The organism is Methylomonas sp. Kb3 (assembly GCF_002834115.1).
Classification (GTDB): domain Bacteria; phylum Pseudomonadota; class Gammaproteobacteria; order Methylococcales; family Methylomonadaceae; genus Methylomonas; species Methylomonas defluvii.
The window spans coordinates 46,043-72,397 of the sequence record NZ_PIZT01000068.1; the positions used below are offsets into that span (position 1 = coordinate 46,043).

Here is a 26,355-nt window from a genome sequence, read left to right on the forward strand (position 1 = left end):
CCACGGAGACCGTCTATGAAAATGCAGTTTAATGATTACCTGAAATATTTTCGTCAGGATTTTTCGGCCAGCATTGTGGTATTTCTGGTGGCCTTACCCTTGTGTTTGGGGGTGGCGTTGGCGTCCGGCGCACCCTTATTCGCCGGGGTTATCGCCGGCATGATCGGCGGTATCGTTGTGTCCTTGTGCAGCGGTTCGCAGCTCAGTGTCTCCGGCCCCGCGGCTGGCCTGACGGTCATCGTCTTCAACGCCATCGAAACCTTGGGCAATTACAAGGCTTTCTTGTTGAGCCTGATGTTTGCCGGGATTTTCCAAATGCTGTTCGGTTTCCTTCGGGCCGGGGCGATTGCCGCGTTTTTCCCTACCGCGGTGATCAAAGGTATGTTGGCGGCTATCGGTATGATCCTGATCATCAAGCAAACCCCGCACGCCACCGGTTACGATGAGGGCTACGCGGCGGACGAGAGTTATATGCCGGATACCGCCGGTTCCAGCTTCATCGAGTTTACCCACTCACTGCACGGCATTTCGCCCGGCGCGACTCTGGTGGCTGGCGTGGCCTTATTGATTCTGATTTTTTGGGAAAGCGCTTTCATCAAACAATTTAATGCCTTGCGGATGATTCCAGGGCCGTTGTTGGCGGTGATTTGGGGCGTGTCTTTCAATGCCTGGGCCTTGGCGGCGGCGCCTGAATGGTCCATCGGCGTCAAGTATCTGGTGTCTTTGCCGGAACTTGGCTCCACCAGCAATTTTGTTAACCAGTTGCGCTTGCCGGATTTCAGCTATCTCGGCAATCCCAAGATATACAGCATCGCGCTCACCCTGGCCATCATCGCCAGCCTGGAGACCCTGCTGAGCGTTGAAGCGGTGGATAAGCTCGATCCGCATAAGCGCGTTTCGCCGACCAATCGCGAATTGAAAGCCCAAGGCCTGGGCAACCTGCTCAGCGGATTGATAGGTGGTTTGCCGATCACGGCCGTGATTGTGCGCAGTTCGGCTAACATCAATGCCGGCGGTCAAACCCGGGTATCCAGCTTTTTCCATGGGGTGTTGTTATTGATCAGCGTATTGTTTTTCGCGCATTTTCTGAACATGATCCCATTAGCCTGTCTGGCGGCAATCTTGTTGCAAACCGGTTACAAGCTGGCGAAGCCGGCCATGTTTGTGGAGTTTTACCAAAAAGGTTTGAATCAATTTGTGCCGTTTGCGATTACCGTGTTCGCGATTTTATTTACCGACTTGTTGGAAGGTATCGCGATTGGCATGGTGTGCGGTATTTTTTTCGTCTTGCGGGCCAACTTCCATGCGGCTATCACCTTAACCCAGCATGGGCCCAACTACTTGCTGAGGCTGCACAAGGACGTGTCTTTTTTAAATAAAGCCTTGCTTCGTAACTATCTTGCCGGTATCGCCGACGATAGCGAATTGATCATTGACGGCGGCAAAGCCCTGTTTATCGATCACGATATTCTGGAAACGCTGAGCGATTTCCTGCAAGCGGCGCCGGATCGCAATATCCAAGTGGAATTACAAGGTTTGGCCTTGGAGTCTCGGTTGCTTGAGCAGGAAGCCGTTTTCATACCCCGCTTGGCTGCGGCTGGGCATTAGCTGGAAACACGTTCATAGGCTCTGCGACACGCGGGCTTTGCATCAATCCAGCACGATGCAAAGCCTTGCGCTCGGCGGATCCGATGCCTTACGAACTATTTTATGACACGCTGTTTTCTTTGCGTGATGCCGGCCAGTCCCAGAGCTGAAGCAAATAGCCAGACACTTGCTGGCAACGGGACCACGGACGCCTGTATGTGATAACTGTAACCCGCTTTTATGTTATCGACTGCCGCGAAGCCGTCCATGCTGATGGACTCATTGCTTAGGGTTCCGAACCAAGACGATGGGTTTGGGTTGGGCATTGTCACACAGGAAGGAATAAGGCCCTGTGGGATAGTACAACCGAGAGATGCCGACTCCGACTGAAACGCCGTGTTGCTGGTCATAAGACTAAGCAAACTCGGGAAATCGAAGCTATGGATTGCGCCGTTCAGCGTGACGTTGGCGTTGGTAAACAATAGCTTGTCGGTAATTTCACCGCTTGCCGACGTTGTAGAAGGACTTGCCGTGCTTTGATAGCGTTCGACGTCAAATGACCCGGAAATACTGAACGGTCCTAGATTCTCACTTGGCTCCGAACCGTCTGCGCCGATTACGATAAAAGAGGGGATGTAGGTAGCAAAGCTTCCCGCTGAGTTAATAACGTAATGAGTCGTTGCAGTCTTGATGAAATCCGAGTCGGCAACCACGGTTGCTTGTGCCGAACTGATCGCCAGCACGCCGCCTAACAGAACGATACCGCGTGAAATAGCCAAAGATCTAAACATGAATTTTCCTTAAATTGTTGAAATGACAGGCTTCCTAACCATGCGTTAGGCGGCGGCGATTCTATAGGCACAGGTAATTTCAGTCAAACAAATAAGCTATGCTGCTAGGCGTTTTTGCCGTTTCCCCAGTTGCCGATTATGTCTCATGTAAAGTCTTTTAAATGCGTTTCCAAGAAATCGATAAACACCCGGGTCTTGGTCGGCATCAAACGCCGACCTGGGAACACCAGCCAGGCTGTGGTTTGCGGCAAACACCATTCCGGCAGCACGCGCACCAGCTCTTGATTGGGCATGTAAGTGCTGGCGTAAGAATCCGGCGCGGCGACGATGCCTTGGTCCTGCATTGCCAGTTTGACCAATAATTCCGGCGAGTTGGCTTGGATGCGTATCGGCGGCATGCCCAGCCATTGTTGTTCGCCCCTCGTCAAGCGCCAGGCCGGCGCTTCCCGATTACCGGCCTGCAGGCTGAGGGCATCGTGTTCCAACAATTCTTCGGGGTGCGCCGGTGTGCCGCGTTTTTGCAAATAAGCTTGGGACGCATACAAGCCCCAGGTTTGCAGATTCAGACGCTTGGCCGTCAACGTCGCATCATCCGGCAAATCACCCATCCGAATCGCCAGATCGAAACTCTCGCTGAGTAAATCCACCCGCCGTGCAGATAGGTCGATTTCCAAGGCAATGGCGGGGTAACTGTTGCTGAATTGGGCCAGTAAGGGCGCCAAAAACAGATTGGCAAAGTCGTTGGGCATCGAGATACGTAATACGCCGCTGGGCTGGATTTGCCTATGCTGAGCCAATGCCATCGCCGCTTCGATTTCCTCGCTGACCTGTCGGCCGTGTTGTAACAAGCGCAGTCCAAATTCGGTCAAATTCAGCTGTCGGGTGGTGCGTTGCAGCAAACGCTCGCCCAGTTGTTTTTCCAGATTGCTGATGCGCCGCGACAAGGTTGACTTAGGCAAACCCAGCAATTCGCCGGCTTTGGAAAAACTGCCGGCATCAGCGATTTTGGCGAATAGCCACAGGTCGTTAGGTTCTATCTGCATGATTGTTCCTCCAGTGGAACAATGTTATCCATTTTCCGGTCTTCTGCCCAATATTATCCCGGCGTATAGTCAACCCAACTTCAACACCTTTGGGAGACTTAAATGAACATTCTGCAAATCAATTCCAGCATCCGCGCCGAAAATGCTTATTCCAGCCGCTTGGCCGACAATTTGGTGGCCGGTTTACGCCAGCAAACGCCGACCGCTGAATTAACGGTACGCGACTTGGCGAAAACCCCGCATCCTTTGCTGGATGAAGCGGCTTTGATTGCGCTGAGTACGCCCGCCGAACAGCGCAACCCAGAGCAAGCGCAACGGGTGACGCTGGACGATGTCTTGATCGCCGAAATTCAACAAGCCGACATCCTGGTATTGACCGCGCCGATGTATAACTTTGGGATTCCGGCGCAACTTAAAGCCTGGATAGATGCAATCGCCCGCGCCAGAGTGACCTTCCAATACACCGAAAACGGCGTGGAAGGCTTGCTGAAAAACAAACAGGTGTATGTGATTCAAACCGCCGGCGGTAAACACAGCGGCACCGAGACTGACAGCCAAAGCGCTTATTTGCGCACCGTCTTGGGATTTTTGGGCATGACCGATGTCACCTTTATCTACGCGGAAGGCTTGGCGATGGGCAACGATGCCGAGCAATTGGCCTTGCAAGCTGCCGCTACGCAAATCGCCGCCTTGGCGGCCTGACCTAACCTTAATATAGGAGATTCGCGATGAACACAGACACAGTTAAAAACGATGAAGTAATGCGGTCCCGCGCTATCGAGCAATTGGTGGTTGGTCATGCTACGTCGGATGGCGCCGGCGTGAAATTGACCCGCGTGCTGGGCCAATCCTTGCAGCTACGCCTCGATCCATTTTTGATGCTAGATGCCTTCGGCAGCGATAAGCCCAACGATTACATCGCCGGCTTTCCCAATCATCCGCACCGCGGCTTCGAAACCCTGACTTATTTGATTACTGGGCGGATGCGGCATAGTGATAACGCCGGCCACCAAGGCTTGCTGGAAACCGGTGGCATTCAATGGATGACGGCGGGGCGCGGGATTATTCATTCGGAAATGCCCGAGCAAAAAGACGGCATGCTGGAAGGCTTTCAATTATGGATCAATCTGCCCGCTGCCGAGAAAATGCAGCCTGCCGGTTATCAAGATGTGCAAAGTGAGCAGATTCCGGAAGTGCTTACGACGAATGGCGTCAAGGTGCGGGTGATTGCCGGTAGCAGCCATGGCGTCGCGGGCGCTATTCAGCGGCCGGATACCGAGCCGCTGTTTCTGGATGTGCAGTTGCCCGCTGGCGCCAGTTTCAGTCAGTCTTTAGCCGTCGGTCACAATGCGTTTTTTTATGTGTATCGCGGCGAGGTGGCGGTGGCAGAACGGTCGGTAGCTGCACAACGCATGGCGGTGTTAAGCAGCGGTGAGTCGGATGGGGTGATTTTGCAGGCCAAGCAAGACAGTCATTTAATCCTGGTGGCCGGCAAGCCTTTGCGTGAACCGATAGCGCAGCATGGGCCATTTGTGATGAACACTCGCGAGCAAATCGAGCAAGCCATAGACGATTATCAATCCGGTCGTTTTAACGTCGCGGCTTAGAGGTAAACATATGGGAGTAGAGACGATGAATACGGCCAAGCCCGACAACCAAAACTTGCCGAGGATGCCGGCCTTATTCATCGGTCACGGCAGCCCGTTGAATGCGCTTGAAGATAACGTATACAGTCGGGCCTGGGCGGAACTGGGGGAAAATCTGCCCAGGCCCAAGGCGATTTTAGGCATCTCGGCCCATTGGCAAACCGATGGCACACGGGTTACTGCGATGTCGCAGCCACGAACCATCCTCGATTTTTACGGCTTTCCACAAGCCCTATTCGATTTTGTCTATCCTGCGCCGGGCAGCCCTGCATTGGCGGCGAGGATCAAGGCGCGGATGCCCGGGATTGAGCTGGATCAGGACTGGGGTTTGGATCATGGCAGTTGGTCGGTTTTGTGCCATCTGTTTCCCGATGCGGACATTCCGGTTTTACAACTCAGTCTGGATACAAAAAAGTCGCCGGAACAGCATTACCAACTGGGTAAAGCTATACGCTGCTTGCGAGACGAGGGGGTGTTGATCGTCGGCAGCGGTAATATCGTGCACAACTTGCAAGTGGCGATTTGGCGGGATACTGCCCATGACTGGGCTGTCGCGTTTGCCGAGCGGGTTAAACGCTTGATTGCCGCAGGCGATCACAGCGCCGTCGTCAAATACCGCGAGTTAAGCGATGCGGCGTTGGCCATCCCGACAGACGAACATTTTCTGCCCCTCCTGTACATCTTGGGCTTGCAAGGTGACGGCGAACAGGTCGGTTTTTTCACGGACAAAACCACGCTGGGTGCTATTGCCATGTTGTCTGTGCAAGTAGGTTAACGTCCGTCATGTAGTTTGGCTTACTTCCCGCCGATCATTGAATATTCGCCGTTTGTGGTGGTCTGTTTGCGCATTCGGGCATAAAATCCGCCGATTAACCATTCTGTGCGCCGCCAGCAATATGCCCAACGATCCAATTCGCCGCAAGTCACCCGAACACAAAGCCAGCAATAGTGTTGCCGTTCCTGGAAATACGCAGCGCGAATACGCCGCTGGCTGGGCGGACTATGAATTATTGGATGCCGGTGACGGTAAGAAACTGGAACGCTGGGGCGACGTGGTGACGATACGCCCGGAGATTCAAGCGCATTTCCAGCCGGGTTGGTCGTGGCCGGATTGGCAGGCGAGGGCGGATTGGGAGTTTGTAGAGCTGTCATCCACGCAAGGCACCTGGAAAAAATTGAAGCCGCAGGCTAGCGAACACTGGCAAATTGCTTATCAACAATTGCAGTTTGGTTTGAAGCTGACCAAATTCAAACATCTGGGCTTGTTTCCGGAACAACAAGCCAACTGGCGGTTCATCGCCGAGCGGGTCAAACCGGGCGACAAACTATTAAACCTGTTTGCTTACACCGGCGCGGCCTCGCTGGTGGCCAGGATGAATGGCGCGGAAGTAGTGCATGTCGATTCAGTCAAGCAAATGCTGGATTGGACCCACGACAACATGGTGTGTAGCGGGCTGACCGACATCCAATGGGTGTTGGAAGATGCCTTGAAATTTGCCAAGCGCGAACTCAAGCGCGGCAATCATTACGACGGTATCATCATGGACCCGCCGGCCTGGGGTTGGGGCGCCAAGGGCGAAAAATGGAAACTGGAAAATCAGCTGGCCGACTTGATCGAAACGGCGCGCGGCTTGATGAATCCGGGGGCGTTTTTAGTCCTGAACACCTATTCTCCCAAAGTGGACTTGCAGGATTTAGCCCGCGCTGCCGCCCCTTGTTTTGCTAAACGCCAACTCGAAATCAAACAACTGTGGATGCAGAGCCAAACCGGCAAAGCTTTGTTTTATGGAAATTTGCTGCGGGCCATGGCTTAATCCGCGAATGGATTGAGGACCCGAATTCCTGTGCCGGCAAAGTCACCAACATTCCGCGTGACAACGGTAAGATCGTAAATTAACGCCGTAGCAGCGATCAATTTATCCAAGGGGTGTTGAGGATTTGGTACGCGCATTTTCCCCCAAACCAGGGCAATCTCGTTGTCGATAGGCAAGACATGATGGCGATATTCCTGCATAAGCTGGTTTAGCCAGTTCTCGAGTAACTTGCCTTGGCTAAAATCGCCGCGGTGATAAATCAGATCCACGCCGCGCCGCAATTCACCGACGGTGACGACAGAAATATACAGCTTGTGATCATTTTGGGCGACGCCGGCAAAGAACTGGTTAACGCCCGGATTTGTCTTGCTGCCTTTGCGGATTTCGCTAATCACATTCGTGTCAATCAAATACATCAGCCAAATCGCTCTCGGTATCCACACGCAGAAAGTCAGTATCCGAACCGACATTGGGCATGGCGGCTAGCACTTCCGTAAAAGATTTCCGTTGCGGCCCGGTCAAAACCTCCGCCAGGATGGCGCGATGTTCTGCTTCTGTGGAACGATGGTGGGCGGCAGCTCTGGCTTTCAAAGCCTTAACCAGCGATTCATCAAGATTTCTAACAACAAGGCTGGGCATAGCTAACTCCAAGGGGTGGTGCTATCAATGCTAGCATGCGCTTTGGCGTAGCGGTAGTCTTTTAACTCTACCGTTGTTGGCCCGTAAAAAACGGCCGAGTCGCAAATACACCGTCGGCAAAACGCTTGCCCTGCCACGACAAACTGCGTTTCAACACAAAATCGAAGCGAAACGGATGATATTCCTGCAGAGCCAGCAACGGTTCGACGGCATCGCCCGCCAGCAGGCCGGCCTCGGCAAAAGCCGACGGCGAGATCAACGGCAAAATGCCGGTCAACGGGTAATCCGAGCCGTAAAGCAAGCGGCTATGCCAGCTGGTTTCCGTCAGCAGGGTTTTGATTACGCCCATATCGCGGTTGCGTAACACAATCGCCGAAATGTCACCGTATAGCCGGTCCTGCCACTGTTTATCCGCCATCAACTTGGCAAACAAATCAAAACTTCGCACTTCCCGGCCGTCTTCATCCACATCCTGGCCCAATGTCGCACAATGGGCAATCACCACCCGGACGCCGGCATCGAGAGCTCGCCGCAAACGCAGCGGATTCCCGAACAAAGGTTGGTCTGCACCGTGCAAGGCGTTTTCTTCGCCGCCGTGGGTAATGATCGGGATGTTCAATTGTGCCGCCGCTTTATAAAACCGGTCGCATTGCGGCGAAGCCGGGTCTATGCCCATTGCCGGCGGCAGCCATTTCACGGCGCGGGCACCGTTGGCGGCGGCCTGTTCCAGTACAGATGCGCAATCGGGGCGATAGGGATGAATGCTGGCTACCCATTCGAAGCGCTGCGGATAGCCTTGCGCCAAACGCTGAGCGTACTCGTTGGGGACAAAAAATGCGGTATTCGCATGATCCGGGTCGCCGCTGGCCCCATGTGCGCGGTCAAACGCATACAACATGGCCTTAGCGCCCTTGGGCATGTTGTCCAGCAAGGCTTGTAAGCGTTTGACAAAGGCGGTGTCTTGGTTGGTGTCAGGGATGCAAGCCGCGTTGGCGTAAGCCCAATGTTGCAGGGTTTGCACCGGGTGCTTGAGCGGGGCATGCATATCCGGCGTTTGCGTAATGCCGCTACCGCCGTCGCCGGAGCCGATGATGTGCGTGTGACAATCCCACCAGTCTGCCGGATCGATGCCTTGCCAAGCGGCGGTTTCCAAGGCCGAAGCAGGCGTCCCAGCCGGATCGAGACAGGGATTAGTTAAGCGAAACAGTGCAGACGCCGGCATGCTGGCGGTGGCCAAGCCGGTAGCCGCCAGTTTTAAAAAGCGGCGGCGGGCGCGACTGGTAGCGGGCACGCGATGGTTTGATGTCATGGGGTGTTTTCTAGGTCGGATACTGTGGGGATAGGATCCGCAAAATCAAATGGGTTGTAAAGAGGTTGGGGCGGATTTTGCTTGGCTTGGTGCTAGCGCCATGGCCTTGCAGATTGGGTGATTATTAACCCGGCTCTTAAATTTCCTGGAAGGTGGAAGCCGTTAGACGGCTCAGGAGTTTCGTGCAGCTGCTGCGCTCCCGCTTTTGCGGGAGCAACGATGTGTAGAGGCCGGGTTAAAAAATTCTTAGAACTTAGAAACTTATTGCGCCCTCAAGGAAGAACGTTCTTTGTGGATAAGGATGAAACACATAAGCCGTTTTGTCCGTTAGGTTGTTGATACCGAATGAGATGCGGCTTTTCGCAGGTTTACCCAGCAAATCGTACTTAAAGCGGTAGCTGGTTTTAAAGTCCAGGAAGAAAAAACCGTCCTGCGAGCCGAACACATTGTTGACGTGGTCTTTGTTATCAATATCGTTGTAAGAGTCGCTGGTATACCGGCCCGCCATCGAGACATCCAGTGCTTCGTTCACATGATAGGTCGCCAGCGCATTAAAACGCCATTCCGGCAAGCGGATACGTTCTTTGCCGGTCAGGTTAAAGCGGGTAAGTGATCCGTTCGCTTCTTGAAAGTTAATGTCCGGCCCGCCGTCTTCCACAATAGCGTTCATCCAGGTGGCGTTGAAATTCAGATCAAAGTCAGAGTCGAGCACGCGAGCTTGGTCATACACCAGTTCCACGCCGGTAGTGCTGGTGGCGGGAATGTTTTGGAAGGCATTTTCAGTCAAGATGCCGGTGGCGCGTCTAACCTGCTGGATAGTGTTGCGGATGTCGTCGCGGAACACATTGACCCGCACGTAACCGTTGTCCAGTCCGTATTCGATCATAAAGTTATGATGCCAGCCGTCCTCGGCCTTTAAATTCTCGTTTGCCGTGGTTATGCTCGTCGGCGACTGGAGATTTTGATACAGCTCTGCGATGACCGGAAAGCGGTAGGCGCGACCAAACGAATAACGGAATTTCCAATTGGACGGCTCAAATCCCAACGATGCTTTCGGGGAGATGGCGTCGTCGCTACGATCTGACAATGCACGGTTAGAGCCCACGCCACTGGACGCCAGCCACCATTCGTAACGTGCGCCCAAGGTCAAATCCCAATCGGGCGCAAAGTGATAGGCGAACTGACCGAACATCGCATTGGTAGTGACTTCACCTTGGTTACGCCGTCCTATGGTTTCTGAGCCTATCTGATCGGCCGAATAGCTGTTATAGGAGAACTGTTTGAAGTTCATGTTGTAGTTGTCGAAGTGGTAACCGCCTAAAAACTCCAAGGGTTTCCAGCCTAAAAACTCTCGGGTGCTCAGTTTCAAGTCGTAGTTTTTCCAATTGAAATCGTCAAACACTTGCAGTTGGCCGGTGTTTTGGTTGCGCGGATCGTCAGGATTAAAAAAAGCGGTTCTGCGCTCGTCTTTGATTACATCCAAGTAGCTGAACGTGGTGTCTATATCCCAGGTGTCGGTAATCGCCCCTTTTACCTGCATGCCGATTTGCATGGTTTGTCGTTCGTCATCGGACGGCCCGAAGCCGCTGTTCAAAACGTTGAATGCTCTTCCCGCGTAAACGGCATCGCGAGAATTGGTATTGTTATCGCCGTAATAGGCATTGCCGTTTGCAGAGGTCAGATAATTGCGCGGTTTTTCGGATTTGCGGGTACGTTCCTCGAACGCGCCGGTAAAGATGGCCTGCAAATCCGGCGTGATGTCGTATCCCACTTTGAGTTTAACCAGATCGGTATTGATTAATTCGGGGCCAGTGTCGCCGTAGATATAACTGGGCGTGCCGCGGGTGTCCAGAATCGGCACCGCGCCATTGACTGCGGTCGTTACGCCGGTAGGATTGCGCAAACCTGTATTATCGATGAAGTAACTCATAGGCTGGCTTTCCGCTTCCAAGCGGTTGTAGGAAAGCAGCGCAGACCACTTATCCAAACGATTGCCGTACGAAAAATATTGCCGGTTGCCGTCAAAGGTGCCGCCATCCGCGCCAATATTCTCCCAAGGCTGCACAAAGTAGCTGGTTTCCGCGTAGTACTCTTCTTTCATTGGCATGTGGGTTTTAAGGTTCACTACCCCGCCGATGGAGTTGCCGCTGTATTCCGCGGAGAAAGGACCGTAAACCACGTCAACCGCGTCGATTTCGTTTGGGCCCACCATCGACCAGCGCGGCGCACCGTTAAAAGAAGCCTGCAATTGATTGTGTAGCGGTAAGCCATCGGCATACACCATGTTTCTGGCCGTCGAGAACATATCGGCCCCGCGGATGCCTAACACGCCGTTCGGGTCGCCGATATAGCGCTGACGTATCTGCAAGCTTGGTTGATACTTGACCGCTTCTTCCGTGGTTTGGGCGTTTTGCCGTTCAATTTCGGCGCGTGATAGGCGGGTTGATGGCGAGGTGAAATGCGAGTCTTTCGCCACTTCACCGGTGATCACCATTTCTTCCATTACTTCGTCTTTGGTGCTGCCGCCCGCAGCAGGCGTTTCCGACGACACTTGTTTTGATGCTGTTTGACTATTGTCAGCAGTGGGCTGGTCCGATGGCTTGGAAGCTTCTGCATTTTTTGCCGTATGTTTCGTGGCGTCGCCTGTACTTTTCTTCTGTGTTTCAGCGATGGCGACATTGCTGGTAATAGCCAGCAGAACAGCAGTAGACAATAAAGAACGCATCGGCAATCTATAAGACGCTGATTTATCAAGTGTTTCGGATTGATTTTTCACGTTTGATCTCGGTTGTAATTATTATTTCTGGATTATTGCGAAGTTTGTTTTAGCCTTTTGATCTACTCAATTTGAGCGATTTTCCGAGCTGGATCATGCTGATAGCTAACAGGTTTTCCGGATAAAAAATATTCCGAATTTCCGGCAAGATTGGGGCCAAGATTAAATGTCTTTGATTTTATTGATAAATAATTAATGGTCGTGTTTTATTTTTAATAAACTGTGTTATTTAACTGATTTTTTAAGTTTTTTTGGGCGATACGCCTTGCTATTCCATGGTGCTATGTCTGAGACATAAACTTTTAAACAAGCGAGAGTTTTAAAAAAATGTCGGATAGTTCAATAATTTGATAGGCGTATTGGTTTGCACAAGATTGCGTGGCTTAAAAAGATTAAACCATTCGTTAAAGCAGCCGGTAGGTAAAAGCAAAGTAATAAACTATGTTAAATGACTACATCGCCTGAGTTGAACATGGACCACAGCAACTTTATCGTTACCTCTGCCGTTTGGGCTTGAATGTCGTCTGGACTGGCGCTAAGGTGTTCCGTTTTTTGATGGCAAATTCGGCCCTGGCAGCTAATTTAATAAGGATACTATGAACACAAGAACCATTCTGGTTGGTCTAGCTTTAAATCTCATTGGCTGTAGCGTGGTTTTGGCGGAACAGCCCGAAATAAAACCCTTCACTCCCGGCAGCTACCAACAGATTTTGGCGGTAAATGCCAACAAGCCGCTAATGCTGGCAATCTGGTCGGTGGATTGCCCATCCTGCCTGAAGGACATGGACATACTGGGTAAGCTGCACGAGAAACATCCGGCTTTGAAAATCGTCATGCTAGCCACCGACGACGCGGAAGCCTTGCCGGAGATCAAACGTATCATCGACAGCCATAAACTCGGCGGGCTGGAGAATTGGGCTTTCGCCTCCGATAATCCGGAAAAACTGCGTTACGAGATCGACCCGGCCTGGTATGGCGAATTACCCAGAACCTATTTCTTCGACGCTGGCCATCAGCGGGTGGGTAAGAGCGGGGCGATGTCGTTGGAAGAATTTGAGGCGCAACTCGGTAAGCTGAAAATGTAATGCAGCCAAATCCGGCCCGTCAGCCGTGGGGCGCGGGCTGCCGCAAACGGTACAGGCCATAAACCGCAAAGCCGATCAGGTTCCAGATCAGAAAATACAGCTGCGTAGTGCTCGGCAGGCTGATAAACAGATACAGGCAGCCCAGTATCGCCACCGGTCCGGTGATCCAGACAAACGGTGCCGAGAATTTCCGCGGCATTTCCGGCTGTTGATGCCTGAGCAACAACATGCAAACCGCCACGACACAGAATGCCAGCAGCGTGCCGGCATTGGCCAGCGCAGCGATGTCCGCCAGCGGAAACACGCCGGCGATGATACTGACGATCACGGCGGTAAACACACTGGTGCGAACCGGCGTACCGCGTGGCGACACCTTGGCCAAGCCGCGCGGCAGCAAGCCGTCGCGGGCCATCGCAAAGAAAATCCGGCTCTGTCCGTAAAAAAACGCCAGCACTACCGTCGGCAGGGCGATGACGGCCGATGCCGCCAGCCAGCGCGCCGCGTTAGGTTTGCCCAACTCGCGCAAAATCAGCGCCAGGGGCTCGGGGCTGTCGGCGAAGCGCCGATAATCCAAAGCGCCCAGTGCCGCCACTGCCACCACGACGTAAATGGCCACGCAGATTAGCATCGAGCCGACGATGCCTAGCGCCAAATCGCGGTCGGGGTTACGGGTTTCCTCAGCCGCGGTGGCAATCGCATCGAAGCCGTAGAAGGCAAAAAAGATGATCGCCGCCGCAGCCATTACGCCACGCTCGACGCCGTCCGCGCCGAAGGTTTTAATGAAACCAAACGGCATAAAAGGTTGGAAATGTTCGGCTTGGAACAGCGGCAACACCACCGCGATAAATACCAGCAATGCGGTCAGCTTGACCACCACTAACAAGGCATTGACGCTGGCGCTCTCTTTAGTGCCGATCAGCAATAGGCCGGTGACTACCAGGATGATGAAAATCGCCGGCAGGTTAATCAAGCCACCCAGTTCCGGGCCTTGCATCCATTGCATCGGTACGCCCAAGCCTTCGTGCAACAGCGGCGCTGCATAACCGGACCAACCCACCGCCACCGCACTGACCACCAGCGAATATTCCAAAATCAAACTCCAGCCCACAAACCAGGCGGCCCATTCGCCGATCACGATATAGGCATAGGTGTAAGCGCCGCCGGCGGCCGGCATCAGCGTGGCCATTTCCGCATAAGCCAAGGCCGCGCAGGCGCAAATCGCTCCGGCAATCACAAACGCCAATATCACCCCCGGCCCGGCCTTGGCCGCGCCAACCCCGATCAAGGTTAAGATGCCAGTGCCGACAATCGCCCCCACGCCCAGCGCCATCAGGTGCGGCCACCTTAACGTGGCGGTTAATCTATGTTCTGTCGGCACATTGTCAGCAGCCGGCCAGGGTTTACGCTGGCGCCAATTGTTCATATCGCGTCCCCGTTGCGGCGCGCAAGCCGGTAAAATACCCAGTCAATTCGGTCTATCCCAATGGAACCCCACATGAAAATCATCTCCTGGAACGTCAACGGCATTCGCGCCGTGCAAGATAAAGGTTTTGCCGATACGCTCAGCCAACTCGATGCCGACTGCGTGTTGCTGCAAGAAACCAAGGCTCAAGACGAGCAAGTCAGCAAGGCTTTGGAAAATATACACGGCTATCACCTGTACTCCAACTCCGCGGAACGCAAGGGTTATTCCGGCGTGGCGATATTAAGTAGGCAGGAGCCGCTGCAAGTGATGCACGATATGGGCATCGCTGAACACGACCAGGAAGGCCGGATCATCGTCGCCGAATTCGAGAAATTTTATTTGTTGAATGTCTACGTGCCTAACTCTGGCGACGGTTTGGCGAGACTGGATTATCGGCAGACTTGGGATAAAGAGTTTTTAGCCTACATGCAAAAGCTGCAAAGCCAAAAACCGCTGATTGCCTGCGGCGATTTCAACGTCGCCCATCAAGCCATCGATATTGCCCGCCCCAAAGCCAATTACAACAAATCGGCCGGCTATACCCAAGTCGAGATCGATGGTTTCAGCAATTTTGTGGAGGCCGGTTTGATCGACAGTTTTCGGCACCTGCATCCGGATACCGTGGCTTACAGCTGGTGGAGCTACCGCGCCAATGCCCGTGAAAAGAACATCGGTTGGCGGATCGATTACGTGCTGACCAGCCAGGCGCTGCTCGGGCAAATCAGCGATGCGTTCATTCTGCCGGACGTATTCGGCTCAGATCATTGCCCGGTCGGCATCGAGCTGGCGCTTTGAGCGAAATGATCGAAAAGTCCCCTCTCCCTCCGTACCCGCAGGGCATAAAGGAGAGGGTTAGGGTGAGGGATGTTTTTAATTTTTTTATTCCGACAATCATGAGCGACCAACAGCATTTGCTACAACACCGTCAAGCGCTGCTGGCCTGTACTCGCTGCCCGGCCATGATCCGCCCGGTGGTCAGCGGCAAGCCGGTGCTGTCGCCGGTGTTGCTAATCGGTCAGGCACCCGGCGATAAAGAAGGGGTGTTGGGCAGGCCGTTTGCCTGGACGGCGGGTAAGACGATGTTCAAATGGTTTGCCCAGATCGGCCTGGACGAAGCCAGTTTTCGGGAGCGGGTCTATATGGCGGCGGTCTGCCGCTGCTTTCCCGGTAAAAATCCCAAAGGCGGCGACCGCGTACCCAATCCGCAGGAAATCCAGCAATGCGCGTCCTGGCTGCAAGCGGAAGTCGAGCTGTTGCAGCCCAAGTTAATCATCCCGGTCGGCAAGCTGGCAATTCAACAAATGCTACCGGTCGATAAACTCAGCGATGTCATCGGCGGTTTGCACCACTTGAATTTTCACGGCCACGACACCGACGTCATCCCACTGCCGCACCCCTCCGGCGCCTCCACCTGGCATCGCACCGAGCCGGGTGCCGGTTTGCTGCAAGCGGCGTTGGCAACTATTCAGGCGCATGCGGCCTGGCTGCAAGTGTTGGGGCGTCCAACGTAGGGCGCAATAACCAACGGGCATTGCGCCGCATTGAATCAACTTGCTATTGAAAATAAAAAAATGGATTACCGAAGAATTTGGCACCCTGGCGGTACCTATTTTTTTACCATCAATTTGTTACAAAGGAATGGTAACGATCTGTTGATTCGACATATTCAACCGTTAAAAGATGCGATCAAAACGGTAAAAACACATCACCCGTTCAAAATTCACGGTTGGGTGGTATTACCCGAACACATGCATTGTTTAATCGAGTTACCGGAAAACGACATCGACTACGCTACGCGAATACGGCTGATAAAAATTGGATTTTCCAAGGCAATACCCAAAACCGAAAGCAGATCGAACGTGAGAGTTAGACGCGGAGAACGCGGAATATGGCAACGGCGTTATTGGGAGCACCTGATACGGGATGAAGCTGATTTTCAAGCCCACTTGGATTATATACATTACAACCCGGTGAAACATGGCTGGGTAACACAAGTAAAACACTGGCCATACTCGACTTTTCACCGATGGGTTGAAAAGGGCGTCTATCCGTTAGATTGGGCAGGAATTGACGGAGATTTATATGACTTTGAGTAACTTTAAAATACGGCACAATGCCCTTTGGCTATGGTGCCTTACGGTTTTCGTGTTACAAGTCCAATTGTAGGGCGTCAATAGGCGCAGCCGTATTGCGGCATATGTTGGCCTTCAAGCATGCGGCGCATTACGCTATCGCTAATGCGCCCTACGAGCTGATGATGCACCGCACGGCCGCGACGGCCAAGTGCACGGCTGTTGGGGCTCGGCTTGATTGAGGGGTTAGGCATCACTTTGGGAGTAGTGCGCGGAAGCTCTCCGAAAGCAGAAGTAACAGAACAAAGATGGTCCCCAAAATGATTCCAGCGATATGCAGCCAACCGGCGGTTCTCTGGTTGGAGTCCGTGGACTTAATGTGTTCAATTGATTGGTCGGCGTAAAGCCAGACTAGACTCCAAGCTAGGCCAACTGGGTACATAAACATCGCCGCGCCTAGCGAAGTGCCGAGAATTTTCTCGATGAAGGTAAAGACGGTTCCGGACAGTGCTGCTCCTATGAGTGCAACAACTACTTTCGCTGCGTCTGACCAGTTTGTCGTTTTGCGTACCGCAATGCAGATGAGACTGCCGATAAATACGCCGAGCGCAAGCATCCCAAGATGTCCCATTTTTCATCTCCTCCTGTTTAGGTGTGAACCTTGGCTCTCAACTCTCAGCTGATTGTCCGCGCCGTCCTCAATCCGAAGTACAGAGCGAGCGATAGATGTTCCGGTGATGCCTAACGTAGTATATAAGACATTGTCTGTCTAATAATCCAATACATTATGTCGTATAACTCGATTGCAATTTAGACAAGTTATTGTTTATTAAGTAATTAACTTCGAGAAAAAGGACATGCCGTGAAAACAAGTACGACACCGGTGCTATCCAAGAATCTGCACAACCCAAGTACCCAAGAAAAGCCGTTTTCAATTTCTTGTTCTTGATCAGGAGAATAGTTGCCTTTCCGATATTAAGCAAGGCTGTAACATCTTCCCCAATCCATCTGCCGCTAAGGCCCTGGCCCCACAGCCGACAAATCCGTATTCTGCTCATTCAACGCCCAACCGCCACCCAGCGCCTTATACATCTGCACCTGGGAGACCAACACATCCAATCTGGCCTGCACCCGGCTGTTTTCGGTGGTCAGGTAGCTGCTTTGCGCGTTCAGCAGGGCTTGGTAATCGACCGCGCCGAGCCGGTAGCGGTTTTGCGAGATGTCGTAGGCCAGTTTGGCTTGGGCGGCGGCGTGTTGCAGGGCTTGCAGGCGGCGGCTGGAGTTGGCGTAGGTGGTGGCCGCGTCTTCGACTTCCTTGAAGGCGGTCAATACGGTTTTTCGGTAGTTTTCCACCAATTCGGCATTCGTTGCCAGGGCGTTGCCCAGGGCGCCTTCCAGGCGGCCGCCCTGAAACAAAGGCTGGGTCAAGCCGGCCGCCAGACTGGCCGCCACGCCGGCCGGTTGCGGGTTGGATAATACGCTGCTCAGGCTGAGCTGCAGTTTGGGATAAAACGCCGCGCGGGCCACGGCGATGTCGGCATTGGCGGCGATCAATTCCATTTCCAACTGGCCGATGTCGGGCCGACGTTGCAACAGCGTGGCCGGCTGCTCGGCGGCGATTGCCGGCACGCTCAGTGCGGCGAATTGGGCCGGTTCCAGCACCAGATGTTGCGGCGGATGGCCCAGCAAAATGGCCAGCGTGTTTTCCGCCAGGGTTTGCTGTTGAGTCAGTAAATCCAGATTGGCGCGGGCGTTGGCTTGGGCGGTGCGCTGCTGCGCCACTTCCAGTTCGTAAGCGGCACCGGCCCGCTGCCGGGCTTCGACGATGGTCAAAATCGCACTGACCGTGTCCAAAAAGTCGCTGGCGATTTGCCGGCGCTCCTGGATAGCCAGCAAATTGAAGTAGGCCTGGCCGACATCGGCCATCACTACCAATTGCGAGGCATCGCGGGCAAACACCTGGCTGAGCAAGCGCGCGCTGCCGGCATCGCGCCGGGCCCGGTTGGCGCCCCACAAATCCACTTCGTAAGCAATGTCCAGCTGGCCGCTGGTTTTTTGCGTGTCGCTGGCGTTGTTGCGGGTGTCGGTAAAATCGCCGTTTACGCTGGCGGCCGGCCATAGCCCGGCACCGGCGATGCGTGCCTGGGCGCGGGCTTGTTCGATCCGCTGGCGGGCGGCGTTCAAATCGTTGTTATAGGCCAGTGCGTCGGCCATCAACCGGTTTAACTGTTCGCTGGCAAACGCCTGCCACCATTGCGGATTGATGTTGGCGCTGTTGGCTTGTTCGGCCTCCCGCCATTGCGTAGGCGTTTCCACGACGGGGCGCTGGTATTCGGTCAATAAATTGCAGCCGGTCGTCAACGTCAATAGACCAGCTAACGCGGCGACGGTTAGGAAATTTGGAACAATTTGATTCCGCTCATGGTTCGACAAGCTCACCACGAACGGCTTCAACTGTTTACCGTTCGTCCTGAGCTTGTCGAAGGACGAATTTCGGCCTTTCTTGAGATAGTACCTATTCATTCCGCCGCCAAGGCCACGACCGGGTCCAGATGGGCGGCTTTGCGGGCAGGTAAATAACCAAACAGCAAGCCGGTGCCGAAGGCGCAGGAGAAGGCCAATATCGCCGGCAACGGCGAGAACAATACCGCCATGTCAAAATACTTCAGCACATAACCGGCGGCAAAGCCCAGCAACACGCCCATCAGCCCGCCCAGGGTGCAGACCACTGCCGCTTCGGTATTGAACTGCAATAAGATGTCGCGGCGGCGGGCGCCGGTGGCGATGCGGATGCCAATCTCCCGGGTGCGTTCGGTAACGCTGACCAGCATGATGTTCATCACGCCAATGCCGCCCACCAGCAGGGAAATCGCCGCGACGATGCCCAGCATCAGGGTAAAGGTGTTCTGGGTTTCGGTGGCCGATTCGATGATGGAGGCCATGTTGCGTATCCGAAAATCCTCGGTCTGGTGGCGGGCGATCAACAAGTCGCTGATGGCTTGTTGGGTAGCGTCGATTTGGCTTAAATCGCCGACCTTGACGGTGATGCCACCCAGATATTTCTGCCCAAACAGCCGAATCAAACCGGTGCTGATCGGCACAAACACACCATCGTCGCGGTCGCTGCCCATCGCATCGGCGCCTTTGGGCGACATCACGCCGATCACTTCAAACGGAATATTGCCTATCATCACAAAGCGGCCGATAGGGTCTTCGCCTTCCACAAAAAGCAGTTTGCGCACGGTTTCGCCCAGTACCATCACCGGTGCATAGCGGCGTTGGTCGCGTTCGTCGAAGAAGTCGCCGCTGCCGACCGGCCAGTCGCGCACCGAGGGCATACTCGGCGCAACGCCTTGCACACTGGTTGAATAATCAATCGAACCATAACGCACCGTCAAACGACTGTTGCGTTCCGGTGAGGCCGATTCGACATTGTCCAGTTCAGCAACCGCCTCGGCATCGGCCAGCGTTAGCGTTGCCACGTCGCCGCCACCGCGAAAGCCGGTCAGGCCGGGACGGATAGACAGGATATTGGTGCCCATCGTCCGCATCTGTTCCAACACTTTTTCCTGGCTGCCCTGGCCGACGGCCAGCATCGTGACGACCGCGGCGACGCCGATCACAATGCCCAGCAAGGTCAGGGCGGTACGAAATAAATTGGCGCGTAAGGAGCGCAATGCCGTTTTGGCGGCTTCGCCCAGTTCGGCCAGCAAACCAGCCGCGCCGATGCCGCGGTGCTGGGGAGGGGGCAATCGCTGTCCGCTTTGATTGGCGGTGCCGTCGCTGACGATTTTGCCGTCGGCGATATGAATGACACGCTGGGCGTGGGCGGCGACTTTGTCGTCGTGGGTGATCAATAAAATGGTGCGGCCTTCCTGATGCAAGGCTTTCAACAAGGCCATCACTTCCGTACCGCTTTGGCTGTCCAGCGCGCCGGTAGGTTCGTCGGCCAGGATGACCGGCGGATCGTTCATCAAGGCGCGGGCGATAGCAACCCGTTGCTGTTGGCCGCCGGACAGTTGCATGGGTTTGTGACCGCTGCGTTCTGCCAAACCGAGTTTGCCGAGCAATTGCAAGGCGCGTTGCTGGCGTTCGGCTTTAGGTAGACCGGCGTACAAGGCCGGAATTTCCACATTTTCGGTGGCGGTTGCTGTGTTCAACAGGTTGTAGCGTTGGAAGACAAAGCCAAAGCTTTCCCGGCGCAGCTCTGCCAGTTGGTCAGGGTCTAAATCCGCGACATTTTGCCCCAGCACTTGGTAGCTGCCGACATCGGCTTTATCCAGACAGCCGATCAGGTTCATTAATGTGGATTTGCCCGAGCCGGACTGGCCGATGATCGCCACAAATTCGCCGGGCCAGATGCTTAGCGAGACATCGTCCAGCGCGCGGACGATGGCATCGCCGTTGGGGTAAAAGCGTTGAATATGCTCAAGTTGCAGCAGGGGCAGGGTGCTCATAGTCTGGGCACTCCGGCGCCGGGATAGCCTTGATTGTTTTTGCGGTTTTTAGCCTTGTCGTCCATGCCGGCGTTGATTTGTAGTTTGTCGCCGACGGTCAGGCCATCCAGCACTTGTGCAAAGCGCCGGGTTCTCAAGCCGATTTGGACGATTTTGTCTTGCACGCCTTGTTCGGTAAGGACTTTGATTTGGTAAGCATGACCGCTGGCTTTATCTTCCTTGCGTTGGCGTGGGCCCAGTGCGTTCACAGGAATCAGCGGCACTTGTTCGGCCTTGCCCAGCACAAAAAACATCTGGGTGCTCATGCCGGTCATCAGTTGCCGGTCGCGGTTATCGACATCCACCAGCACGTTGTAAAGCACCACGTTATTGATCACTTCCGGTGTCGGCAAAATCTGCCGCACCGCGCCTTGCCAGCGGCGTTCGCCGGAACCCAGCGTGGTGAAATACACCGGCATGTCCGAACGCAGGCGCATCACGTCGGCCTCGGCCACTTGAGCGCGCACTGTCATCGTATCCAGTTTGGCCAGTTGCAGGATGGTGGGAGTGGTTTGGTTGGCGTTCAGGGTTTGACCTTCGCGGGCTTTCTGATCGACCATGGTGCCGTCCATCGAGGCAAAGATTTTGGTGAAACCCAGATTGGTTTTGTCGCCGTTTAAAGTCGATTGCACCTGTTCGATTTGGGCTTGCAGCGATTCGGCGGTAGCTTTGGCGTTTTTCAAGGTGAATTCGCTGTTCTGAAAGTCCTGGACGCTGACGCCCTGGCTTTTCAGCAGTTCGCGGTTGCGGTCGTATTGTTGTTGGGCAAACACCACTTGCGCCTGCTGGCCGGCCAGTTGCGCCTGCAAATTTTTGATATTGGCTTCGTCGGCCGCAACGCGAGCGGCGTAGATCCGTGGGTCAATCTGCGCCAGCAATTGGCCGGCCTGGACGTTGTCGCCGATTTTAACGTAGATTTTTTGCAACTGGCCGGTCACCTGCGCACCGACATCCACGTATTCCTTGGGTTCCAGCTTGCCTTGGGCGGTGACGTTTTCTTCCAGATCGCCCAGCGTTACTTCCACGCTATCGGCTTTGTCCTGGTTTGCGTGTTTGGGTTGCTTGGCAAAATACCAGCCGCCAACTGCGACCGCGATAGCCAATAAAAACAGAGCAAGCCAGCGCAGACGCCGGCGGTTTGGGGAGGAAACGAGCGATTGCTGCATGGCAATAATGTATGTCTACTTGAGGATGACGGATAGTTTCCCGACCGGCAGTAGTGGCGATGGCTTCGACAGCGGATAGCAGGATATGGCTTGGCGGGATGCAGGAACGCTAGCTCAAGCCGCCCGCCAAGTCTGCAGGGAGTTTATGCTTTGGTATCGGGCTTGGCAATACTGGGAAGGTAAAGCTTGGTAAAGATGAGGTATCGGATTTTGGTTAGCGTCAATCAAGCAGGGAAGTAGTCGCAGTCGACCCAACGCGGAAGTTCGTGTATTTATCTTGAATGTCGGTTTAAAATTTAAATCGGCCATTCAAATAATAAAAATTGTAGGGTGGATAAGCGAAGCGCCATCCACCATGGGAACGCAAATAGGTGGATGACGCTTCGCTTATCCACCCTACGGCCCTGGGGTAGGTTTGTGACCTTTCCAGTCGTATAGTGCTGAGCCTGTAAGCTAATTACACGGCCTTTGCCGCCGGTCGCGGTCATACAATCGAGTGATTGTGGCCGGCATCTCGCAGCTTGCTGTCATTGAATAGGCAATTTGAGTTGGAGGAATACTCCCAAATTGATCCTAAATGTAATTACCCCGGCCAACGAGCAGTAACGTCATACTCGAAAAGCGCCTTGTTGCAGTTCCGCTTCCGTATGACCATCGAATCAGTGTTTTCGTACCCAAGCATCAGCAGGGAGGCAGTCAGAATCGCTGGGGTATCAACCATGTTTCCGAAGAAGCTGGAATTGCCGACAATGTAATGAAGCTCTGCACCCGGCTCCAGTACGTTTGGTAGCGACGATAAATGCAGGTGCATGTCATAGAAGTACTTGAGCACATAGGTCGCCATGAGCTGAGCATTCTTGCCGTCGCTCTTTGCGATGCGTCCAACCGCATCAGTTAGAACCTCCGGGAGCACTTTGCCATTTGGTCCCCATTCATTTAGGCGACTTGTAGCGATCCCCCAAGTGCCGCCTATCGCCTTCCAATCCATCTCACCCGCTTCTCGGGCTTCTTCAAGAAACTTCATCCAATACATGTATGGGCGAAGTTCTCTAATATAGCTGATGCGATTCGGATAAGGGGGGGAGGTGACGACAAGGTTGAAGCGCCGCCCCATTTCTGGAATAGCGCGGGCATCCACCGCAACAACCGCCCCCTGGCCGCGTAGCTGGGTACCGCTAGAGGCAAGCACGGCATCGAGAATGACTAGATACAGGTCTGTCACATGCTCGACTTCGTGGTCTATCGTCTCCGACGAGAATGACATGGACACGTGATTGAAGGCGGCTGCAGAAGTCTCTATCACCAACCGACAGAAGGCCACCCACGCCAGCCCGGTCGCTCGATCTTTCGCCGGCTCTCCGAACACTTCGACAAGCCCTGTCCGAAGTGCCGCTAGAGCTTGGAGTGTATCGGCTGACCACCAGCGCTCGATGTTGAACAGGCGGGGGGTCCAATTGTCCTTCTTCATCAAGGCGGGAACCCGAGCGATAGCCTGTTGCGCACCGTCTTGCACTAAGGCCAAGTGATCAGACGAGTATGACCGACACTTCACATTGCCAAGCCAGATCAAGAACGGATTGATGTCGAATGAAAGCGCAGAGTTGCCATGCTCCGCCGCCGTAAGTGTCGTGGTCGCAGTCCCGGAGAACGGATCAAGAATCGCAATATTGGGGGGGAATCTGGCGATTATCTCCTTCACCAGCTTTACAGAGTAGGCCGGAGTAAGCCGGAGCCAGCCGTGGCGACCGAGCGACTTGTTATGCTTAAACGTGAGGTCCGAGCGTTGCTTAACGGAATGGCGCGTGACTTCAAGCATTCAACAAGGCTTCCAGCGCTTCTTGGACTTCCTTCTGGATTGCGGGGGAGTTGCGCTTGAAAAAGTCGGCAAGATCAAAGCCCAAGACCTCCTTGCAGAAGGCGAACAGGGATGCGGTCGATGCGTCGTCTGCACGACCGACCAAAACTCCACCTCGGCTGTTTTGATAGCGAAGGACCAAATCACCGTCAATCTGACCGGAGAAGATGGCAAACACGGGCATGTAGCCTTGTGCCCAAGCTACGGCGATGTTGTCGATATCGCCGTTCTGCCGTTTACTATCCTTGCTCTTGTACCCCTGACGAACCTCGAACACCGCGCCGTGGTCGGGGATCTTCGCACCAAGAATTCGGCAGTATTCGGCAACCCACTCGTTCACCCGTGCCTTCACCGCAGCGTTCGTAATGTCATCGAATTGGAGGCGACCATCAAGCGAGAGTGTTTTGTCTTTCCCTGCGCTCGTCTTAGTCTTGTAGGACCATGTGGCGCTGTTCCTGTCCGTGTAGCCCGTGGCATCGATGATGATTTCACGAAAAAGGTTCTCGCACCCCTTGCCGATTTGCCGGTACACCGAGGTCATACCGCCTGCGGCTTTGTGGGCTGCATACATCAGTTCAGAATTCAGGCCGCACCACGCATAGAACGGGTCGGCCCCGTACAAGTCAAGAAACTGCGGAAGGGATACGCCTTCTTCTTTATTTCCCTGTCCAAACTTTGGTTTGTACCGCTTGCATACCTTCAGCGGGTCTAAAAACTTCTTCAACAACTCTTTCTCTGTCGCCACCGGCGATTCCTCTTCATTCTTGGTCTAAAAGCCGCCTCAAAGGCGGCGTTTCCATTATCCCACAATCAGAAAGGCCGAATCCCTGGAATTGACCGCCCGTCTGTATTCAGGATAAAGAGGCCCATTGAATGCCACTTAATCCAAACAATTGGTTCGCTAAAGACTTGCCTAACTCAACTAAAAAAACGCCAACCTTGCCGCCTCGCGCTCGCCGCCGTCGAAAAATCGCAAAGCCCATTGGTCGGTAGGGTCCAGAAAGCCGGCTTTGGGATCGGTTTTCTTTTGTTTGGCGGTCCAGCTGACATAGTCGCGAAAATAGTAATGATCGAACATACGCATGAACTCGCCCAAATACACGTCGGCGACCGCTGTGTCGCCGATGATGAATAGCTGGTTCTCGTCGTTGTAACGGCAGGAATTGGTGCTGAAGTTGGCCGAGCCGGTGACGACCAAGGGCTTGTCGGAAAGCGGATCTACCAGCAGGATTTTGGTATGCACATGCACACCGGAATGATGTTTGGATTCGGCCAGCAGCCGGCCTTGCCATTGCTCCAAAATGGATTTTTCATCTATAGCGGCACTGGCCGCCAATTGGGTGTTGGGCGCGTCGTGCAAGGCTTGACCGACTACGCTGCGGGTGTTCAACAAGCCCAAGACGTGAGCAGGCGCTGCGGCCAGGGCCGCTTCCAGGTCGTCGTGCATGGCAAACGGCGCGGTAAAGCAAATCAGGCGTTTGCTTGCCGTTACCCATTCCGCGCATTCGTTGATGGCTTCGGTGGATTTGCGTGGGCTTAGTACCAGATGCGAACCCGTCGCGGTCGTGGTCGGCGGTTGGGTTAAACCCATCGCGACTTTCCGCGAGTCGGCGCCGGGCAAGCTGGGGTTTTTCCAGACGGTTTGATGCCACTCGAAATATTGTTTGGCGGCTGTGGCATCACTGATGACGTGGCCGACGTTGGATTGCCCGTAAATCGCGCTATCGGTGAAATTGGTCGAGCCGGTCCACACCGACAGCGGTTTGCCTTTGCCGTTGCTCAACACCATAAATTTGTTATGCGAGATATTCAAACCGGCACCGGTGCGGGCTTTGCAGACGCTTTTCAAACCGTATTTTTTGATCTGCGGCAGCGCGTCGAGTGAAGGGCCGTCGCCTTTGGCGTCCAGCAAGCCGTCGTACAAAATCTCCAGCCTGACCTTGCGTTGCTTCGCGCGTTTAAGTGCCTCGAAAAATGCGTCCTTGGCAAATTCGTATAAAAATAAATGTAAGCCCTGTTTGGCTTTGGCCGCGTCTATATAGGCGATCAAGGCCTCCTCCAGGCCGCGCGACAGCCAGCGGCGCGCATTTTCATCGACAATCTCGCCGGCCGGCAAATGTGGAAAGCGCGATGCAAAAGCTTGGCTGGCAGCCGCACTGCGGTTGAAATGCACCGCATGACCTTGGCTGCCGATGGCGGCGGGTTGTTCGCAATTGACTTGCACGGCTACCGAATCGAAAGTCTTTAACGCGCCTGGTTTGCCGGTCAGCGCATGGACGGTGTAGGTATAACTGCGCCCAGGCTTGGTAGTGTAGTCACCCCAATGAAATTTCTGGATCGGGTGATGACGGCTGCTAACGCTGGAGCCGTCGTCGCCGGGTAGCTCGAAGCGCTTTAAGCCGCGCAGCCAAGTGATTTCGCCGTTTTCATGGTCTGTGCGTTGGATGCCGAAGCCGAGCAAGCCGCTGCAATAGGCTTTCGGGCAGGTAAATGCCAGCAGCACCACGTAGGTGCCGGCGATCGCTCTGACTTGCAAGCCCTTGGGGCTGATATTAATTTCGCTACGCATGGCCGTCTCCGTTTAGATAGAGTGGATGACAAGTTTAGGTCT

General features: G+C 54.2%; 23 protein-coding genes. 9 read left to right on the forward strand and 14 right to left on the reverse strand.

The window, feature by feature from the left end:
* Positions 1 to 15: 15 nt before the first annotated feature.
* The gene (locus CWO84_RS19085) at positions 16 to 1,608 is read left to right on the forward strand and encodes a SulP family inorganic anion transporter (protein ID WP_101054609.1); all 1,593 of its coding nucleotides are present in this window, start codon (positions 16 to 18) and stop codon (positions 1,606 to 1,608) included.
* A gap of 95 nt (positions 1,609 to 1,703) precedes the next feature.
* Here the strand turns inward: CWO84_RS19085 and CWO84_RS19090 are convergent, their stop codons facing one another.
* Positions 1,704 to 2,378: a hypothetical protein gene (locus CWO84_RS19090; protein ID WP_101054612.1), complete on the reverse strand. Its 675-nt coding sequence runs from the start codon at positions 2,376 to 2,378 to the stop codon at positions 1,704 to 1,706.
* A gap of 143 nt (positions 2,379 to 2,521) precedes the next feature.
* Positions 2,522 to 3,421 (reverse strand): LysR family transcriptional regulator, encoded by a 900-nt coding sequence (locus CWO84_RS19095; RefSeq protein WP_101054615.1) that lies wholly within the window; start codon positions 3,419 to 3,421, stop codon positions 2,522 to 2,524.
* Positions 3,422 to 3,523: 102 nt separating this feature from the next.
* Here CWO84_RS19095 and CWO84_RS19100 point away from each other — a divergent pair, with 102 nt between their 5' ends.
* From CWO84_RS19100 to CWO84_RS19115, 4 genes are all read left to right on the forward strand, one after another.
* Positions 3,524 to 4,123 (forward strand): NAD(P)H-dependent oxidoreductase, encoded by a 600-nt coding sequence (locus tag CWO84_RS19100; RefSeq protein ID WP_101054618.1) that lies wholly within the window; start codon positions 3,524 to 3,526, stop codon positions 4,121 to 4,123.
* Positions 4,124 to 4,149: 26 nt separating this feature from the next.
* Positions 4,150 to 5,028, forward strand: coding sequence for a pirin family protein (locus CWO84_RS19105; protein ID WP_101054622.1), 879 nt, complete (start codon positions 4,150 to 4,152; stop codon positions 5,026 to 5,028).
* Positions 5,029 to 5,053: 25 nt separating this feature from the next.
* Positions 5,054 to 5,842, forward strand: a complete 789-nt coding sequence (ygiD, locus tag CWO84_RS19110; protein ID WP_101054625.1) for a 4,5-DOPA dioxygenase extradiol — start codon at positions 5,054 to 5,056, stop codon at positions 5,840 to 5,842.
* 121 nt (positions 5,843 to 5,963) lie between these two features.
* On the forward strand, positions 5,964 to 6,881 hold the full coding sequence (locus tag CWO84_RS19115; protein WP_101054628.1) for a class I SAM-dependent methyltransferase: 918 nt from the start codon (positions 5,964 to 5,966) through the stop codon (positions 6,879 to 6,881).
* Here CWO84_RS19115 and CWO84_RS19120 read toward each other — a convergent pair.
* The 4 genes from CWO84_RS19120 to CWO84_RS19135 form a co-directional block, all read right to left on the reverse strand.
* Complete coding sequence (locus CWO84_RS19120) at positions 6,878 to 7,297, reverse strand: type II toxin-antitoxin system VapC family toxin (RefSeq protein WP_033158368.1); 420 nt, start codon at positions 7,295 to 7,297, stop codon at positions 6,878 to 6,880. The two genes, CWO84_RS19115 and CWO84_RS19120, sit on opposite strands and share 4 nt — an antisense overlap.
* Complete coding sequence (locus CWO84_RS19125) at positions 7,284 to 7,520, reverse strand: DNA-binding protein (RefSeq protein WP_033158369.1); 237 nt, start codon at positions 7,518 to 7,520, stop codon at positions 7,284 to 7,286. Before CWO84_RS19125 ends, CWO84_RS19120 begins: the two co-directional genes overlap by 14 nt.
* Before the next feature lie 67 nt (positions 7,521 to 7,587).
* On the reverse strand, positions 7,588 to 8,829 hold the full coding sequence (locus CWO84_RS19130) for an amidohydrolase family protein (protein WP_101054631.1): 1,242 nt from the start codon (positions 8,827 to 8,829) through the stop codon (positions 7,588 to 7,590).
* Positions 8,830 to 9,082: 253 nt separating this feature from the next.
* Positions 9,083 to 11,605 carry a TonB-dependent receptor gene (locus tag CWO84_RS19135; RefSeq protein ID WP_240618096.1) on the reverse strand — a complete coding sequence of 841 codons (2,523 nt, stop codon included), beginning with the start codon at positions 11,603 to 11,605 and terminating at the stop codon, positions 9,083 to 9,085.
* 596 nt (positions 11,606 to 12,201) lie between these two features.
* On the opposite strand from CWO84_RS19135, the gene CWO84_RS19140 reads away from it, so the two are divergent.
* On the forward strand, positions 12,202 to 12,690 hold the full coding sequence (locus CWO84_RS19140; RefSeq protein WP_033158370.1) for a hypothetical protein: 489 nt from the start codon (positions 12,202 to 12,204) through the stop codon (positions 12,688 to 12,690).
* A 19-nt stretch (positions 12,691 to 12,709) separates the two neighbouring features.
* Here the strand turns inward: CWO84_RS19140 and CWO84_RS19145 are convergent, their stop codons facing one another.
* Positions 12,710 to 14,113, reverse strand: coding sequence for an amino acid permease (locus CWO84_RS19145; RefSeq protein WP_033158371.1), 1,404 nt, complete (start codon positions 14,111 to 14,113; stop codon positions 12,710 to 12,712).
* A 72-nt stretch (positions 14,114 to 14,185) separates the two neighbouring features.
* Between CWO84_RS19145 and CWO84_RS19150 the strand changes: the two genes are divergently transcribed.
* The 3 genes from CWO84_RS19150 (at position 14,186) to CWO84_RS19160 (ending at position 16,251) form a co-directional block, all read left to right on the forward strand.
* Positions 14,186 to 14,950 (forward strand): exodeoxyribonuclease III, encoded by a 765-nt coding sequence (locus CWO84_RS19150; RefSeq protein ID WP_033158372.1) that lies wholly within the window; start codon positions 14,186 to 14,188, stop codon positions 14,948 to 14,950.
* Positions 14,951 to 15,048: 98 nt separating this feature from the next.
* Positions 15,049 to 15,666, forward strand: a complete 618-nt coding sequence (locus CWO84_RS19155; protein WP_174843461.1) for a uracil-DNA glycosylase family protein — start codon at positions 15,049 to 15,051, stop codon at positions 15,664 to 15,666.
* 30 nt (positions 15,667 to 15,696) lie between these two features.
* Positions 15,697 to 16,251 (forward strand): transposase, encoded by a 555-nt coding sequence (locus CWO84_RS19160; protein WP_308441613.1) that lies wholly within the window; start codon positions 15,697 to 15,699, stop codon positions 16,249 to 16,251.
* A 229-nt stretch (positions 16,252 to 16,480) separates the two neighbouring features.
* Here CWO84_RS19160 and CWO84_RS19165 read toward each other — a convergent pair whose 3' ends face one another.
* From CWO84_RS19165 to CWO84_RS19195, 7 genes are all read right to left on the reverse strand, one after another.
* Positions 16,481 to 16,858, reverse strand: a complete 378-nt coding sequence (locus tag CWO84_RS19165; protein ID WP_033158373.1) for a hypothetical protein — start codon at positions 16,856 to 16,858, stop codon at positions 16,481 to 16,483.
* Between the two features lie 383 nt (positions 16,859 to 17,241).
* On the reverse strand, positions 17,242 to 18,750 hold the full coding sequence (locus tag CWO84_RS19170; protein WP_101054634.1) for an efflux transporter outer membrane subunit: 1,509 nt from the start codon (positions 18,748 to 18,750) through the stop codon (positions 17,242 to 17,244).
* Positions 18,747 to 20,684, reverse strand: a complete 1,938-nt coding sequence (locus CWO84_RS19175; protein WP_033158374.1) for a MacB family efflux pump subunit — start codon at positions 20,682 to 20,684, stop codon at positions 18,747 to 18,749. The genes CWO84_RS19170 and CWO84_RS19175 overlap by 4 nt, the downstream gene beginning before the upstream one ends.
* Entirely contained in the window at positions 20,681 to 21,889 is a 1,209-nt protein-coding gene (locus CWO84_RS19180; RefSeq protein WP_033158375.1) for an efflux RND transporter periplasmic adaptor subunit, read from the reverse strand. The genes CWO84_RS19175 and CWO84_RS19180 overlap by 4 nt, the downstream gene beginning before the upstream one ends.
* Positions 21,890 to 22,472: 583 nt before the next feature.
* Positions 22,473 to 23,705, reverse strand: coding sequence for a DNA adenine methylase (locus CWO84_RS19185; RefSeq protein ID WP_033158376.1), 1,233 nt, complete (start codon positions 23,703 to 23,705; stop codon positions 22,473 to 22,475).
* Positions 23,698 to 24,489: a hypothetical protein gene (locus CWO84_RS19190; RefSeq protein WP_033158377.1), complete on the reverse strand. Its 792-nt coding sequence runs from the start codon at positions 24,487 to 24,489 to the stop codon at positions 23,698 to 23,700. The genes CWO84_RS19185 and CWO84_RS19190 overlap by 8 nt, the downstream gene beginning before the upstream one ends.
* Before the next feature lie 177 nt (positions 24,490 to 24,666).
* Entirely contained in the window at positions 24,667 to 26,313 is a 1,647-nt protein-coding gene (locus tag CWO84_RS19195; protein WP_033158378.1) for a phospholipase D-like domain-containing protein, read from the reverse strand.
* Positions 26,314 to 26,355 lie beyond the last annotated feature (42 nt).

What these genes read in the sequence shown, in the direction of transcription:
- CWO84_RS19085 (WP_101054609.1), top strand. Translation starts at nt 16, where the DNA reads ATGAAAATGCAGTTTAATGATTACCTGAAATATTTTCGTCAGGATTTT.
- CWO84_RS19130 (WP_101054631.1), bottom strand. Translation starts at nt 8,829, where the DNA reads ATGACATCAAACCATCGCGTGCCCGCTACCAGTCGCGCCCGCCGCCGC.
- CWO84_RS19155 (WP_174843461.1), top strand. Translation starts at nt 15,049, where the DNA reads ATGAGCGACCAACAGCATTTGCTACAACACCGTCAAGCGCTGCTGGCC.
- CWO84_RS19145 (WP_033158371.1), bottom strand. Translation starts at nt 14,113, where the DNA reads ATGAACAATTGGCGCCAGCGTAAACCCTGGCCGGCTGCTGACAATGTG.
- CWO84_RS19175 (WP_033158374.1), bottom strand. Translation starts at nt 20,684, where the DNA reads ATGAGCACCCTGCCCCTGCTGCAACTTGAGCATATTCAACGCTTTTAC.
- CWO84_RS19170 (WP_101054634.1), bottom strand. Translation starts at nt 18,750, where the DNA reads ATGAATAGGTACTATCTCAAGAAAGGCCGAAATTCGTCCTTCGACAAG.
- CWO84_RS19185 (WP_033158376.1), bottom strand. Translation starts at nt 23,705, where the DNA reads ATGCTTGAAGTCACGCGCCATTCCGTTAAGCAACGCTCGGACCTCACG.
- CWO84_RS19095 (WP_101054615.1), bottom strand. Translation starts at nt 3,421, where the DNA reads ATGCAGATAGAACCTAACGACCTGTGGCTATTCGCCAAAATCGCTGAT.
- CWO84_RS19115 (WP_101054628.1), top strand. Translation starts at nt 5,964, where the DNA reads ATGCCCAACGATCCAATTCGCCGCAAGTCACCCGAACACAAAGCCAGC.
- CWO84_RS19165 (WP_033158373.1), bottom strand. Translation starts at nt 16,858, where the DNA reads ATGGGACATCTTGGGATGCTTGCGCTCGGCGTATTTATCGGCAGTCTC.
- CWO84_RS19120 (WP_033158368.1), bottom strand. Translation starts at nt 7,297, where the DNA reads ATGTATTTGATTGACACGAATGTGATTAGCGAAATCCGCAAAGGCAGC.
- CWO84_RS19180 (WP_033158375.1), bottom strand. Translation starts at nt 21,889, where the DNA reads ATGCAGCAATCGCTCGTTTCCTCCCCAAACCGCCGGCGTCTGCGCTGG.
- ygiD (WP_101054625.1), top strand. Translation starts at nt 5,054, where the DNA reads ATGAATACGGCCAAGCCCGACAACCAAAACTTGCCGAGGATGCCGGCC.
- CWO84_RS19105 (WP_101054622.1), top strand. Translation starts at nt 4,150, where the DNA reads ATGAACACAGACACAGTTAAAAACGATGAAGTAATGCGGTCCCGCGCT.
- CWO84_RS19100 (WP_101054618.1), top strand. Translation starts at nt 3,524, where the DNA reads ATGAACATTCTGCAAATCAATTCCAGCATCCGCGCCGAAAATGCTTAT.
- CWO84_RS19090 (WP_101054612.1), bottom strand. Translation starts at nt 2,378, where the DNA reads ATGTTTAGATCTTTGGCTATTTCACGCGGTATCGTTCTGTTAGGCGGC.
- CWO84_RS19140 (WP_033158370.1), top strand. Translation starts at nt 12,202, where the DNA reads ATGAACACAAGAACCATTCTGGTTGGTCTAGCTTTAAATCTCATTGGC.
- CWO84_RS19195 (WP_033158378.1), bottom strand. Translation starts at nt 26,313, where the DNA reads ATGCGTAGCGAAATTAATATCAGCCCCAAGGGCTTGCAAGTCAGAGCG.
- CWO84_RS19150 (WP_033158372.1), top strand. Translation starts at nt 14,186, where the DNA reads ATGAAAATCATCTCCTGGAACGTCAACGGCATTCGCGCCGTGCAAGAT.
- CWO84_RS19125 (WP_033158369.1), bottom strand. Translation starts at nt 7,520, where the DNA reads ATGCCCAGCCTTGTTGTTAGAAATCTTGATGAATCGCTGGTTAAGGCT.